The 14,533-nt window shown below is 68.2% G+C and carries 11 protein-coding genes and 1 riboswitch; of the genes, 3 read left to right on the forward strand and 8 right to left on the reverse strand.

What is annotated here, in order from left to right:
* Positions 1 to 294: 294 nt before the first annotated feature.
* Complete coding sequence (locus AX676_RS11525; protein WP_066481128.1) at positions 295 to 2,571, reverse strand: ribonuclease R family protein; 2,277 nt, start codon at positions 2,569 to 2,571, stop codon at positions 295 to 297.
* Between the two features lie 77 nt (positions 2,572 to 2,648).
* On the opposite strand from AX676_RS11525, the gene glpD reads away from it, so the two are divergent.
* The gene (gene glpD, locus AX676_RS11530; RefSeq protein WP_066481129.1) at positions 2,649 to 4,106 is read left to right on the forward strand and encodes a glycerol-3-phosphate dehydrogenase; all 1,458 of its coding nucleotides are present in this window, start codon (positions 2,649 to 2,651) and stop codon (positions 4,104 to 4,106) included.
* Positions 4,107 to 4,217: 111 nt separating this feature from the next.
* Here glpD and AX676_RS11535 read toward each other — a convergent pair whose 3' ends face one another.
* Positions 4,218 to 5,750, reverse strand: coding sequence for an aminoacyl--tRNA ligase-related protein (locus AX676_RS11535; protein WP_066481136.1), 1,533 nt, complete (start codon positions 5,748 to 5,750; stop codon positions 4,218 to 4,220).
* 144 nt (positions 5,751 to 5,894) lie between these two features.
* Here AX676_RS11535 and AX676_RS11540 point away from each other — a divergent pair, with 144 nt between their 5' ends.
* A complete protein-coding gene (locus AX676_RS11540; protein ID WP_066481133.1) occupies positions 5,895 to 6,794 on the forward strand; it encodes a DMT family transporter in 900 nt (299 codons plus the stop codon).
* 278 nt (positions 6,795 to 7,072) lie between these two features.
* Here the strand turns inward: AX676_RS11540 and AX676_RS11545 are convergent, their stop codons facing one another.
* The 6 genes from AX676_RS11545 to AX676_RS11570 form a co-directional block, all read right to left on the reverse strand.
* Positions 7,073 to 7,705, reverse strand: coding sequence for a DUF938 domain-containing protein (locus AX676_RS11545; protein ID WP_066481029.1), 633 nt, complete (start codon positions 7,703 to 7,705; stop codon positions 7,073 to 7,075).
* Between the two features lie 7 nt (positions 7,706 to 7,712).
* Positions 7,713 to 9,305: an aminomethyl-transferring glycine dehydrogenase subunit GcvPB gene (gene gcvPB, locus AX676_RS11550; RefSeq protein ID WP_066481033.1), complete on the reverse strand. Its 1,593-nt coding sequence runs from the start codon at positions 9,303 to 9,305 to the stop codon at positions 7,713 to 7,715.
* Positions 9,302 to 10,660 (reverse strand): aminomethyl-transferring glycine dehydrogenase subunit GcvPA, encoded by a 1,359-nt coding sequence (gene gcvPA / locus AX676_RS11555; protein WP_066481035.1) that lies wholly within the window; start codon positions 10,658 to 10,660, stop codon positions 9,302 to 9,304. Before gcvPA ends, gcvPB begins: the two co-directional genes overlap by 4 nt.
* Before the next feature lie 97 nt (positions 10,661 to 10,757).
* Complete coding sequence (gene gcvH, locus AX676_RS11560) at positions 10,758 to 11,129, reverse strand: glycine cleavage system protein GcvH (protein WP_066481040.1); 372 nt, start codon at positions 11,127 to 11,129, stop codon at positions 10,758 to 10,760.
* Between the two features lie 13 nt (positions 11,130 to 11,142).
* Positions 11,143 to 12,390, reverse strand: a complete 1,248-nt coding sequence (gcvT, locus tag AX676_RS11565; protein ID WP_066481042.1) for a glycine cleavage system aminomethyltransferase GcvT — start codon at positions 12,388 to 12,390, stop codon at positions 11,143 to 11,145.
* 174 nt (positions 12,391 to 12,564) lie between these two features.
* Positions 12,565 to 12,667, reverse strand: a riboswitch (glycine riboswitch).
* A gap of 110 nt (positions 12,668 to 12,777) precedes the next feature.
* Entirely contained in the window at positions 12,778 to 13,428 is a 651-nt protein-coding gene (locus tag AX676_RS11570) for a hypothetical protein (protein ID WP_443025996.1), read from the reverse strand.
* A 137-nt stretch (positions 13,429 to 13,565) separates the two neighbouring features.
* Between AX676_RS11570 and ispH the strand changes: the two genes are divergently transcribed.
* The gene (gene ispH / locus AX676_RS11575; RefSeq protein ID WP_066481044.1) at positions 13,566 to 14,519 is read left to right on the forward strand and encodes a 4-hydroxy-3-methylbut-2-enyl diphosphate reductase; all 954 of its coding nucleotides are present in this window, start codon (positions 13,566 to 13,568) and stop codon (positions 14,517 to 14,519) included.
* The last annotated feature ends 14 nt before the right edge of the window (positions 14,520 to 14,533 follow it).

Genomic DNA, 14,533 nt, shown 5'->3' on the forward strand with positions numbered 1-14,533 from the left:
AGGCCTTTACGGCCAGCTTTCTGATTGCGTGGTTTGTTAAATACGTAATCGCCTTTACAAAAGCTCGCCATCTCTCCATCGTCACCCCGGCCTTGAGCCGGGGTCCCGCTGCCTGATCCGGCGCAAGAAACAGCGAGACCCCGGGTCAAGCTCGGGGTGACGGGAATATTCCTGAATCGCAGCGAGCAGAACACGCGCTCCGAGCAAGGAGTAAGCTTAGCGAACGGGCCGGTATCGACAAGCTCAGCAGCCTCTCAGGATGAGCGGGTCAAGACAGTCCGGTTCCATCCTGCGCTACCGCTTGCGGCCCTGATGCCGGATGTTCGCAGGCCGGCCGCGGCGTTTCAGCTCGCGCGGACCACGCGGGCCGCGCCCCGGCCGGCCGGCATCCGATCCCGATCCCTTGCCGTCGGGCAGTTCGAAACGGAGCGCACCCGACACCGGATTGGCCTCGACCAGGCGGAGCGAAAGGCGCTGGCCGAGCGCGAAAGCAGCGCCGGTTTCGTCACCGACCAACTGCTGGCGGGTTTCGTCATAGCGGAAATATTCGCGGCCCAGGTCGCGCGCCGGGACCAGCCCGTCGCCGCCCACCCCCTCGATCGTCGCGAAGAAGCCGAAGCTCTGTACCCCGGTGATCCGCGCGTCCATCACCGACCCGACATGCTCGGACAGATAGGCCGCGACGTAGCGGTCGATCGTCTCGCGCTCGGCCTCCATCGCGCGGCGTTCCAGCCCGCTGATGACCTCGCCGATGCGCACCATTTCCGCATCCTCGGGCACCAGCCCGCCCGGCCCGAGATCGTAGGCCGCCACGAGCGCGCGATGCACGACCAGGTCGGCATAGCGGCGGATCGGCGAGGTGAAATGCGCATAGCTTCCCAGCGCCAACCCGAAATGGCCATGATTGGCGGGGCCGTAATAGGCCTGGGTCTGGGTGCGCAGCACCTGCTCCATCACCTGTGCGCGATGATCCGCCTCCACGACCTTGCCGAGAATGTGGTTGAACGTCGCGGGGCGGATCACCTGGCCGAGTGCGAATTCGATGTCGAAGGTCTTGAGATAGTCCTTGAGCGCGACGAGCTTCTCACGCGACGGCGGTTCGTGGATGCGATACATGACGGGTGCCTTTTTCGCCTCCAGCGCCTTGGCGGCAGCGACATTGGCGGCGATCATGTAATCCTCGATCAGCTTGTGCGCGTCGAGGCGCTCGCGCGGCGCGACCGACAGGATCCGGCCCTTCTCGTCCAGTACGATTCGCCGCTCGGGCAGGTCGAGGTCGAGCGGCGCGCGGGCCTCCCGCGCCTTGTTGAGCGCGTGCCAGCAGTCCCACAGCGGGGAGAGAATGTCTTTGAGCCCCTCCCCTTCAGCGGAGGGGTTGGGGTTGGAGTCATTCATCTGACGCGGCGCTGCTGGCACCGCCCCATCCCCATCCATCACCGCCTGCGCGTCCTCGTAAGCGATGTTGGCCACGATCCGCACCACCGCCCGGCTGAACCGCCAGGATTTGAGCGCCCCCGCCGCCGACACCTGCAGGTGACAGGCCAGCGCCGCGCGATCGACGCCCTCCTTGAGCGAACACACGTCCGCCGACAGGATTTCGGGCAGCATCGGCACCACGCGGTCGGGGAAATAGACCGAATTGCCCCGCTTGCGCGCCTCGCGGTCGAGCAGCGAGCCGGGGCGGACATAGAAGCTGACATCGGCAATCGCGACGATCGCGCGCCAGCCGCCGGGGTTGCCCGGATCATCGTCGGGCGCGGCCCAGACCGCATCGTCATGGTCACGCGCATCGGCCGGGTCGATCGCGACGATCGGCAGCGCGCGCAGATCCTCGCGCCCCTCGCCCAGCTCGCGCGCCGCCGACTCCCCGGCCTCCGCCAGCAGCTCGTCGGAAAAGACGTTGGGAATGCCGTGCTTGTGGATCGCGACCAGCGAGAAGCTGCGCGGCGCGAACGGATCGCCGAGCCGTTCGACGACCTTGGCCGTCATGCGTGGCGGTCGTCCCGCCCGTTCCGCAAGCACCAGGTCGCCGACCTCGGCGCCGCCCAGGTCGGAGATCGGGAAGTCGCGGCGCTCCTTCTTCTCGACGCCTTGCAACCAGTGCTTGCCGCCTTCGGCATGGACGACGCCCAGCATCAGCGCCTCGCCGCGCGCCAGCTTCTTCATCGGGTGCGCGATCCAGCCCTTGCCGGCTTCCTCGGTTCGTGCCAGCACCCGGTCGCCCGGCGCCAGCGCCGAACGCCCGCGCTCGCGAATGCGTACTCGCGGTTCGGGCACGCCTTCGGCTTCCCAGCGTTCGGGCATCGCCCACACATTGCCGCCGTCGTCGACATCGACGATGCGCAGGACCGTCACCTTGGGCAGCCCGCCCATTTTGTGAAAGGCGCGGCCGGGTGCCACGTCGATCAGCCCCTCGTCGCTCATGTCCTTCAGCAGCGCCTTGAGCGCGATCTTGTCCGGCCCACGCAGCGCGAACGCGCGCGCGATCTCGCGCTTCCCGGCCGGCTGGTCGCTCGACGCGATGAAATCCATGATCTGCTGGCGGGTCGGCAGGTTGCTGCGGCTGGACATATGCCGCTAGTGGCACAGATGGCCCCTGATCCACAGTCCAGATTGTCAGCAATTATTTGTATGATAATAGAGGGCATGTGACCCACGACCTGCTCATCATCGGCGGCGGCATCAACGGTTGCGCGATCGCGCGCGAGGCGGCGTTGCTCGGGCTGAAGGTGCTGCTGGTCGAGCGCGACGACCTGGCCAGCCACACGTCGTCGGCGTCGACCAAGCTGATCCATGGTGGGTTACGCTATCTCGAGCAATATGAGTTCAAGCTGGTCGCCGAGGCGCTGGCCGAACGCGAGCGACTCGTGGCGATCGCCCCGCACCTCATCCACCCGATGGCGTTCGTGCTGCCGCATGAGCACCAGTTGCGGCCATGGTGGATGATCCGGCTGGGGCTGGTGCTCTATGACCGGATCGGCGGCAAATCGACGCTGGCCAAGTCGCGCGGCCTGCGCGCCGCCGACATCGCCTATCGCGCGCCGCTCAAGCGCCCGGGCAAAGGCTTCGTCTATTCGGACGCCTGGGTCGACGATTCGCGCCTGACCCTGCTCAACGCGATGGACGCCGCGGCGTGCGGCGCGACGGTGCAAACCCGCACCGCGCTGGTCAGCGCACGGCGCGAAGGCGAATTGTGGCGTGCCGAGCTGTCGGATGGGCACGGCGTCACGGCACGCGCCATCGTCAACGCCGCCGGGCCGTGGGTGGCGAGCACGCTTGCGCGGCTCGGCGTCAATGCTGCCGCCGGCGTGCGGCTGGTCAAGGGCAGCCACATCGTCGTGCCCCGCCTGTATGACGGCGACCACGCCTATATCCTGCAACAGCCCGACCGGCGGATCGTCTTCGCCATCCCCTATCTCGACCGCTTCACCGAAATCGGCACCACCGACGTGCCGGTCGACGCGCCCGAGGACGCGGTGATCGACGGCGACGAGATCGATTATCTGTGCGCGGCGGTGAACCGCTACTTCACGCGCCAGATCACGCCGGCCGACGTGACCTCCACCTGGTCGGGGGTGCGCCCGCTCTATGACGACGGTGCCGACGCCGCGTCGGAAATCACCCGCGACTATGTGCTCGAACTCGACACGAGCGGCCCGCCGCTGCTGTCGGTATTCGGCGGCAAGATCACGACCGCGCGCCATCTCGCCGAGGAAGCGATGGGCAAGCTCGCCTCGACGATCGGCACGACCGTCCGGCCGGTGTCGCGCACCCGCCCGCTGCCCGGGGGCGACATTGGCAGGTTCGACACCTTTCTTGCCGACATGCGACGGCGCTACCCATTCCTGGGCGATGCGCGGTCGAATCGCATGGCGCGCGCCTATGGCGCGATGCTGATCGAGATGCTGGACGGCATCGACAGCGAGGCTGCGATGGGCCGCGATTTCGGCCACGGCCTGACCGAGGTCGAGTTGCGCTGGATGCGGACGCGCGAATGGGCGCACGACGCCGCCGACGCGCTCGATCGCCGCAGCAAGCTGGGACTGGTGATGTCGCCGGCGCAGCGCGCCCAAGTCGACGCCTGGTTCAACAGCGCCCCGCTATAGGCGGCCATCGCGCCGGGTGCCAAGCGCCCCCGCGTGGTCCCGGCGGAGGCCGGGACCGCTCACCACATCGCACACCACTGCCAGCGGCCCCGGCCTGTGCCGGGGCGACGATCAATAGGCGCGGGCGATCAAGATGCGCTCAACCGCTGGCTTGCCGGTGAAGATGCAAATGCCGCTGGCCGGTTCAGCATCGCTCGGCACGTTGCGCGCCGTCAGCTTCAGCGCCTTCAGCCGCTCGACCACCTGCGCCAGCGCCGCGCCGGTCGGGCGGCACCAGCTCACCTCGACCCAGCCGGGATAGCGGTTGCCCTCGGCGAAATGCGCCTCGATCCCGGCAAAGTCGGTGACGTCGCGGCGGATGTTCGCGTCCATCCGCGCGCGGGCTTGCGAATGGAGCGAATGCTGGACATCGGCCAGCATCGCCGCCGCGCCGCCCACAAAATCGCCGCGCGCGAGGATCGCGCTGTCGAGCTTGCCGTCGTCGCGATACAGCCGGTCGCGCCGCACGACCGACACATTGCCGCCCGCCACGTCGCGCCCGCCGACCTCGACGATCACCGGCGCGCCTTTCTTGACCCAGCCCCAGCGCTTGACCGCGGCCTTGGCCGGCCGCTGGTCGAGCAGCGCACGCACCGGCTCGCCGAACGCCGACAGCGCGGCCAGCTCGGCCTGCAGCTCGCGGCAATAGGCGAGCACCGCCTCATCCTCCGGCCCGTCGCGCAGCATCGGCACGATCACCACCTGCCACGGCGCGACGCGCGGCGGCACGCGCAGGCCGTCATCGTCGCCGTGCACCATGATCAGCCCGCCGATCATGCGGGTCGACATGCCCCAGCTGGTCGTTTGCGCCAGTTCCAGCTGCCCTTCGGCATTCTGGAAGCGGATATTCTGCGCAGCCGAGAAATTGGTGCCCAGAAAATGGCTGGTCCCGGCCTGCAGTGCCTTGCCGTCCTGCATCATCGCTTCGATCGAATAGGTCGCGACCGCGCCCGGAAAACGCTCATGCTCGGGCTTTTCACCCGCGACCACCGGCAGCGCGACGCACTCCTCGGCGAAGCTGCGATAGACCTCCAGCATCTTCATCGTCTCTTCGCGCGCCTCGGCTTCGCTGGCGTGCGCGGTATGCCCCTCCTGCCACAGAAACTCGCTGGTGCGCAGGAACATGCGGGTGCGCATTTCCCAGCGCACGACATTGGCCCATTGGTTGATGAGGACGGGCAGGTCGCGCCACGACTGGATCCAGCGGCTGAAGGCCGCGCCGATCACCGTCTCGCTGGTCGGGCGGACGACCAAAGGCTCCTCCAGCTTGGCGGCGGGGTCGGGCACCAGCCGCCCGTCCTGCTGGATCAGCCGGTGATGGGTGACGACCGCCATTTCCTTGGCGAAGCCGTCGACATGCTCGGCTTCCTTCTCGAAATAAGAGAGCGGAATGAACAGCGGGAAATAGCAATTCTCGTGCCCCGTCGCCTTGATGCGATCGTCGAGCAGTCGCTGGATACGCTCCCAGATGCCATAGCCCCACGGCCGGATCACCATGCAGCCGCGCACCCCCGATTCCTCGGCCAGGTCGCCTTCGGAAATGACGGCTTGATACCAGGCGGCGAAATCGGCCTGACGGGTGACGGGCAAAGCGTGCTTGATCATGCCCGCGGGGATTAACGCCATGGCCGCGCGGGGCAAGCGGGTTGTTCGGTCCGGCCGATCCGCCTAGGGGTTGTTTTAGCACGCTGAAAAGATGCGGACCCGGCCCGCTCAGCAAAGCTGAACTAGAGTCCCAAGGCCCAGACAATGCCCGCCGACCGCATCCTGACCGGCCTTGGCCTGCGCCTGATCGCGGTCCTGTGCCTCGCCACGATGGGCGCGCTTATCAAGCTGGTCGAGCTGCGCGGCGCGCACCTCGCCGAAATCCTCTTCTTCCGCCAGCTCGCGTCGCTGCCGATCGTGCTGATCTTCATCGCGGCGGGGGCGGAAGGTCTGCGCGGCATCTCCACCCGCCGCATCGGCGCGCATGCCGGGCGCACGATCGTCGGGCTGAGCGGCATGGTGTTCAATTTCCTGGCGGTGATCGTGCTGCCGCTGGCGGAAGCGACGACCTTTTCATTCACCGTTCCGATTTTCGCGACGATCCTGGGGGCGCTGGTGCTGCGCGAGCCGACCGGGGTGCATCGCTGGGGCGCGGTGATCGTCGGCTTCATCGGCGTACTGATCGTCGCACACCCGGGCAGCGCGGGCGGGGTCGCTGCCAGCGACGCGGCGATCGGGCTGACCGCGGCGTTGCTCGTCGCGATCGTGTCGATCCAGCTGCGCCAGCTCGGCCGGACCGAAGCCGCGGGCACCACGGTGTTCTGGTTCTCGCTCCTGTCGCTGCCGCCGCTTGGCATCGCCTATGCAATGGTCGCCGCGGCGCACGACACGCTGACCTTCGCGATCCTGGCCGCGATCGGCATCGTCGGCGGCATCGGCCAAATCGCGCTGACCGCGGCGCTGCGCTTCGCGCCCGTCTCCGCTGTCGTGCCGATGGATTATTCCAGCCTGATCTGGTCGACGCTCTATGGATGGCTGATCTTTGCCGCGCTGCCCGGTATCAGCACCGCGATCGGCGCGCCGATCATTGTCGCGAGCGGGCTCTACATCGTGTGGCGCGAACACAGGTTGCGGCGGGCAACGACGCCGCCGGTGGGGGGATGAGGGTGGAATCACACCGTGCCTTACCCCAACCGCTCATCCTGAGTAGCGACTGAGCCCTTCGACGCCGCCTGCGGCGTCGCTCAGGATAAGCTTCGGCTTTGCCGAAGGCGAAGGCGCGTATCGAAGGACACACCCGCGCTCTCGTCCTTCGATACGCCGCCCTTCGACTGCCTGCCAAGGCAGGCGCTCAGGACAGGCTTCGGCAAGCTCAGCGGCTACTCAGGATGAGCAGTCGGGAAGCATTGGAAAAAGTGACAGCCCTTAGAAACCGACCCGTCCTAATTCCGCCGCCACACCAGCATCAGATTATTCGCCGGCATCTCGAGCAGTCGTTCGCGCGCCAGGCCGTGCTGGTCGGCCACCGCGTCCATCGCCTCGACCGCGCGCAGGCCCCATCGGGGGTCGCGCGACCTGAGCGAGTCGTCGAACGCCAGGTTGGACGGCGCGGTCGGCACATCGGCGCGCGTGAACGGACCATAGAGAATGAGCGGCGCGCCCGGTGCCAGCACGCGCCCCGCGCCCGCCATCAGCCCCAGCGCGGCTTCCCACGGCGCGATATGGACCATGTTGGCGCAGAAGATCGCGTCCGCCGCCGCGGTCGGCCAGACCGGCGCGGCGGCGTCGAGTTCGAGCGGCGGCGCGACATTTTTCAGTCCTTCGCACCATGCCGCGATCGATGCGAGCGCGGCTGGATCGGGATCACTCGGCTGCCAGCGCAGGCCCGGATAGCGGCCGGCCAGATAGGCGACATGCTCGCCACTGCCCGAAGCGATTTCCAGCACCGTGCCGCCGGCGGGCAACAGGTCGGCGAGCGCATCGGCGATCGGCTCGCGGTTGCGCAGCGTCGCGGGCGCATGCTTGCGCGCCTCGGTGCCCGCTTCGGCGGCGATCCAGGGCAGCGAATCGGCCATTGCCGGCCTATTCCGCCGCTTCGGCGGGCGCGGGGTCCTTCCAGGCCAGCACCGGCTTGCGCGCAGCCTGCGTCTCGTCGAGCCGGCGGCGCGGCGCGAAATGCGGGGCGGACTTGAGGCTCGCATCCCCCGCCTTGGCACGCAGCACGACCGATCGCAGCGCGCCGATGAACTGGTCGAGCGCCGCCTTGCTCTCGGTCTCGGTCGGCTCGACCAGCATCGCGCCATGGACGACCAGCGGGAAATAGACGGTCATCGGGTGATAGCCCTCGTCGATCAGCCCCTTGGCGACATCCAGCGTCGAAAAACCCTCGGCCAGGTTCGAATCGCTGAACAGCGCCTCGTGCATGCAGGGGCCCGACGCCGCGAACGGCGCGTCCATCACGTCCTCCAGGCTGCGCAGCACATAATTGGCGTTGAGCACCGCATCCTCGGCGACCTGCTTCAGCCCGTCCGCGCCATGGCTGAGGATATAGGTCAGCGCGCGGGTGAACATGCCCATCTGGCCATGGAACGCGGTCATCCGCCCGAAGCTGTTGAGCCGCCCGCCGAAATGTTCGTTCGAGAACTCTTCGGCGCGCTCTTCCTCGATCAGGTGGATGTACCCGTCCTTGGTCCGCGCCGTGTAGGGCAGCGGTGCGAACGGCGACAGCGCCTCTGACAAGACCACCGGCCCCGAACCCGGCCCGCCGCCGCCATGCGGGGTGGAGAAGGTCTTGTGCAGGTTGATGTGCATCGCGTCGACGCCCAGGTCGCCGGGACGCACCCGCCCGACGATCGCATTGAAGTTCGCGCCGTCGCAATAGACATAGCCACCGGCGGCGTGCACCGCGTCACTGATCCGCTTCAGGTCACGCTCGAACAGGCCGCAGGTGTTGGGGTTGGTGATCATCACCCCCGCGACATCGGGGCCGAGCCGCCGCTCGAGCGCATGCACGTCGACGCGGCCCTCCGGCGTCGCCGGAATATCCTCGACCGTGAACCCCGCAAAGGCGGCCGTCGCCGGGTTGGTGCCGTGCGCGCTCTCCGGGACCAGGATGACGCGGCGATTGCCCTCGCCGCGCGCTTCCAGCGCCGCCTTGATGCACAGGATGCCGCACAATTCGCCATGCGCGCCCGCCTTGGGACTCATGGCCACGCCATGCATCCCGGTCAGGTCGATCAGCCAGAAGGCGAGTTCGTTGATGACGCCCAGCGCGCCCTGCACGGTGTCGACCGGCTGGAGCGGGTGGATGTCGGCAAAGCCGGGCAGCCGGGCCATCCGCTCGTTCAAGCGCGGATTGTGCTTCATCGTGCACGATCCCAGGGGAAAGAGCCCCAGATCGATGGCGTAATTCTGGCGGCTGAGCCGGGTATAGTGGCGCACCGTCTCCGGCTCCGACAGGCCCGGCAGGCCGATCGGCCGCGCGCGGTCCAGGCCGCCCAGGCGCGAGTTCACCGCACGCTCGTCGGCCAGGTCGACGCCGGTCGTCTCGGTCGATCCGATCTCGAAGATCAGCGCCTCGTCCAGCATCAGCGCGCGGTTGCCGGTATAGGTCGCGCTGCCGGCAGCACCGCCATCGCCGATCGCCGGGCGCCATCCGCTTGCGTTGATCGTCATGCCAGCACCTCCGTCAGGCCCGCCACCAGGGCGTCGATGTCCTCGTCCGTGACCGTTTCGGTGACCGCGACCACCAGCCCGTGGTCGAGCGCGTGCTCGTCGGGATAAAGCCGGCCCAGCGACACGCCGGCCAGGATGCGGCGTTCGGCGAGCTGGCGGACCAGCGGTCGCGCCGTGACGGGCAGGCGCACGGTGAATTCGTTGAAGAACGCATCATTGACCAGCTCGACACCGGGCACCGCGACCAGCCGCTCGGCCACCTGCACCGCACGCGCGTGATTGATCGCCGCCAGCCGGCGCAGCCCCGCCTCGCCCAGCAGCGTCATGTGAATCGAGAAGGCGAGCGCGCATAGCCCCGAATTGGTGCAGATGTTCGACGTCGCCTTTTCGCGCCGGATGTGCTGCTCGCGCGTCGACAGCGTCAGCACGAAGCCGCGCTTGCCATCGGCATCAACCGTCTCGCCGCACAGCCGCCCAGGCATCTGGCGCACCAGCTTTTCCGAGCAGGCGAACAGGCCGACATACGGCCCGCCGAACTGCAGCCCGACGCCCAGCGACTGGCCCTCGCCAACCACGATGTCCGCGCCCATTTCGCCGGGAGCGCGGATCGCACCCAGCGCCACCGGCTCGGTCACCACCGCGACGAGCAGCGCCTTCTTCGCATGGCACGCCGCCGCGAGCGTGGTCAGGTCACCGATCCGGCCGAGAATGTCGGGATACTGCACGACCACGCACGACGTATCGTCGTCGATCCGTGCGATCAGATCGTCAGTGTCGGGCATGGGATCGAGCGTCGGGACGGCAGTCACCACGTCGTCGCCGGTAAACTTCGCCATCGTCCGCGCGACCGAGACGTAATGCGGATGCAGCCCGCCCGACAGGATCGCCTTGGCCCGCCGGGTCACCCGGCGCGCCATCGTGATCGCCTCCCAGCACGCAGTCGACCCGTCGTACATCGACGCGTTGGCGACGTCACAGCCGAACAGGCGCGCGACCTGAGTCTGGAACTCGAACAGCATCTGCAGCGTGCCCTGCGCGATTTCCGGCTGATAGGGCGTATAGGCGGTCAGGAATTCGCCGCGCTGGATCAGGTGGTCGACCGTCGCCGGGACATGATGGCGATAGGCGCCGCAGCCGAGGAAGAAGGGCACGTCGCCCGCGACCAGATTCTTCGCCGCCAGCGCCTTCATATGGCGCTCGACCGCCATCTCGCTGGCATGCATCGGCAGGCCGTGGATCGGGCCGTCGAGCTGGGCTTCCGCCGGCACGTCGACGAACAGGTCGTCGATGGTGGCCGCACCGATGGTGGCGAGCATGGCGGCGCGGTCGGCCGGGGTCAGGGGCAGGTAACGCATATGATTTCCCGTTGCTCCGGCGGAGGCCGGAGCCGCAAGCAGCGGGCGCGTGCTTCGATGTCGAAGCAGCCCCGGCCTCCGCCGGGGCGACGCCGGATCACAGTTTCGCGACGAACGCCTCGTATTTGCCTTCGTCCATCAGCTCGTCGAGCTCGGACGGATCGCTCAGCGTCAGCTTGAAGAACCAGCCGTCGCCCTCCGGATCCTCGTTGACCAGCCCGGGATTGTCCTCGAGCGCCGCATTGCCCTCCAGCACGGTGCCCGACACCGGCGCATAGACGTCGGACGCGGCCTTGACCGATTCGACGACCGCAGCGTCATCGCCCTTGGTGAATTCCTTGCCCTCCTCGGGCACCTCGACGAACACCACGTCGCCCAGCTGGCCCTGGGCGTAATCGGTGATACCGACGGTGGCGACATCGCCGTCGACATCGATCCACTCATGGTCTTCGGTAAAGTATCGGCTCATATGGGCGGGCTCCTCAACGAACGTAACGATGGGGGACAAACGGCATGGCGACGATTTCGGCGCGGTGCGACTTGCCGCGCTGGGCGAGGGTCACCATCGTGCCGGCAGCCGCAAGCGCGGCGGGCACATAGGCCATCGCGATCGGCTTCTGGACCGTCGGCGCGAATCCGCCCGACGTGACGCGGCCGATCGCGCGGCCGTCGGCGTCGACGACTTCGGCGCCTTCGCGCACCGGCTGGCGCCCCTCGACGACCAGGCCGACGCGTTTGACCGCCGCGCCTTGCGCCAGCTGCGCGGCGATCCGCTCGGCACCGGCAAAGCCGCCCGCCTCGCGCCGCTTCTTCGACAAGGCAAAGGTCAGGTCCGCCTCGACCGGTGTCGTGTCGGGATCGAGGTCATGGCCATAAAGCGGCAGGCCGGCCTCCAGCCGCAGCGAATCGCGCGCGCCCAGCCCGATCGGCTTGACCTCCGGCTCGGCGCACAGCGCATCGGCGAGCGCCACCGCGGCATCGGCCGGCACCGAAATCTCGAAGCCGTCCTCGCCGGTATAGCCCGAGCGCGAGACGTGCAGCTCGACGCCCTGCCAGCGATACGTCGCGGCCTGCATGAAGGTCAGCCGCTCGACCGGCGCGCCCTCGACCGCGACCGGGACCAGCCCCAGCCGCGCCAGCGCATCGACCGCCTTCGGCCCCTGCAGCGCCAGCAGAGCGTGCTCGTCCAGGTGATTGAGCGTGATCTCGTCGGGCAGGAATTCGCGCAGATGGGCGATGTCGTCCCATTTGGTCGCGCCGTTGACCACCAGGTAGAGCGCCTCGCTTGTCGCGTCACCCACTTCGCCGTTCGCTTCGAGCGAAGTCGAGAAGCGTGTCTCGACGCTGCTCGACACGAACGGGGACGAAGCCGGGGTCAGCCGCGTGACCATCAGGTCGTCGAGCACGCCGCCATTTTCGGCAAGCAGCAGCGTGTAGCGCACCCGCCCCGGCTTCAGCGCGGAAATGTCGCCGGGCACCAGTGCCTCCAGCGCCTGCGCCGCGCCCTCGCCGGAAATCACCAGCTGGCCCATATGCGATACATCGAACAGCCCGGCGGATTCGCGCGTCCACAGATGCTCGGCCATGATGCCGTCATACTGGACCGGCATCTCATAGCCCGCGAACGGCACCATGCGGCCGCCGCGCGCGCGGTGCCAGGCGTCGAGCGGCAGCCGGTCGAGCGCGACCGCCGCGTCGTCATCCGCATCCTGAAGGTCGAGATCGCTCATCGGGCACATCCATGCAGGCAGGAGGACAATCGACACAGTATCCCTGCCGCCGCTGCGGCCCGGTCTGCATCGCCCCCTCTGTCACGGAACCTGAGAGCTTTCCCCGGGGCGAGTACCCGGGTTACCCCTTCGGTGGCCCCGGATCGGGTCCGGGGCGCTTTCCAGAGTGTCGATTTGGTCCGCGCGGTCCCGTCTGCCTGAGAGATTCCGGGGCGGTTGCTCCTTCGGCGGCGCCGTTCCCGTGACCGGTCACGACACGCTCTCCCGCGCGGCCCATGCCGGTTGCCCGCCATCGACGGGCTTACGCATGACGCGGCGCAGCAACCGAGTCAATCTGGCATTCGCGGCAAATCCGGCGACGTGGCGCAAACCGCCGCGCGGCGGCGCTCAGCGCGTGACGTTGTAGCGCAGCTGCGCCTCGGTCAGCTGAAAGCCGACCAGCGCCTCGAACGTCGCGCTCAGCACCGCCTGGCGCACCGCCGGCGTGCTGAGCGGGTCGATCGCCGCATCCTGATCGCCCGCGCGGCGGCGACGGGTCAGCTCGGCGCGGACTTCATCGGGCAGGGTGGCGGCGGCCGCGTCGATGACGGCGGTTCCGTCTCCCTTTGCGGTTGTGCGTGCCTCGCCGGGCGCAAAACGCAGCGTCACGCTGCCGACCCGCTTCGACACCACCTGCGTGCCGCCGCGGACGACGCTCACGAAATAGGGCAGCGTCACGTCACGCGCACCGTCTGCGTTCTGGCGGCTGCCCTGGACATCGAAGGTCAGGCGGCTGACGATCTCGTTGCCGGTCTGACCACATTCGGCGCGGACATTGGTGATGATCGCCGTCACGTCGATCGCGCGCGAATCGGTGCTGCCCGCAGGATTGAACAGCGTGATGTCGCCGGTACCCGCGGGCACCGCGGCGATCGGGCAGGCCGACCGCACTGCCGTGACGCCCACCCCGCCCTCGACTTCCAGGTCGCCGGTGCGCCGGCAACCGCCCAGCACCAGCATCGCGGTGAGGGCACAAAGCGCAATCGGGCGGAACTTCACTGGCAGGAACCCTCATCAAACTCGGCGCGGAATGCCGCAACACTGGACAGGCCGGGGGCGTCGGCACCCGGCCCGGAACGGGGCGCACCATAGGAACCGCCTTTCGCCCACGCAAGCAATCGCGTAGACGCTGGCCCATGACGACCGACGCCAAGCCGCAACTCGACCTGCTGATCGCCGCGCCACGCGGCTTTTGTGCCGGGGTCGACCGCGCGATCCAGATCGTCGAGCTGGCGATCGCGCGCTACGGCGCGCCCGTCTATGTCCGGCACGAAATCGTTCACAACCGCTATGTCGTTGAGAACCTGAAGGCCAAGGGCGCGGTCTTCGTCGACGAGCTGGATGAAGTGCCCGACGGCGTCACCGTCGTCTTTTCCGCGCATGGCGTGCCGAAGGTCGTTCCCGCCCAGGCGGAGGCACGCGGGCTGTCCTATCTCGACGCGACATGCCCGCTGGTTTCCAAGGTCCACCGCCAGGCCGAGCGCCTGGTCGCCGCCGGCCGCCACATCGTCTTCGTCGGCCATGCCGGCCATCCCGAAGTCATCGGGACCTTCGGCCAGGTGCCCGACGGCCGCATGTCGCTGGTCGAAACGGTCGAGGATGTCGAGGCGCTCGACGTGCCCGATCCGGAAAACCTCGCCTACCTGACCCAGACCACCCTGTCCGTCGACGATACCGCGGCGATCTGCGCGGCGCTCCAGGCGCGCTTTCCCGCGATCCTCGCGCCCAAGGCCGACGATATCTGCTACGCGACGTCCAATCGCCAGGCGGCGGTCAAGGCGATCGCCTCATCATGCGAGCGTGTGCTGGTTATCGGCGCGCCCAATTCGTCCAACTCGCTCCGGCTGGTCGAGGTCGCCGAGCGTGAAGGCACGCCGTCGCGGTTGATCCAGCGCGGCGCCGATCTCGATTTCGCCTGGCTCGACGGGGTGCGAACGCTGGGGATCACGGCCGGTGCGTCCGCCCCGGAGATCCTGGTTCGCGAAGTCGTCGATGCGATCGCGAGCCGCTTCGATGTGACCGAGCGCGAGGTGGAAGTGACGCGCGAGGCGATCGCGTTTCGGCTGCCGCGCGGGCTCGAAGCCGCCTGACGCGCGTCGCAGCG

Source organism: Sphingomonas sp. CCH21-G11 (assembly GCF_001555965.1).
GTDB lineage: Bacteria > Pseudomonadota > Alphaproteobacteria > Sphingomonadales > Sphingomonadaceae > Sphingomonas.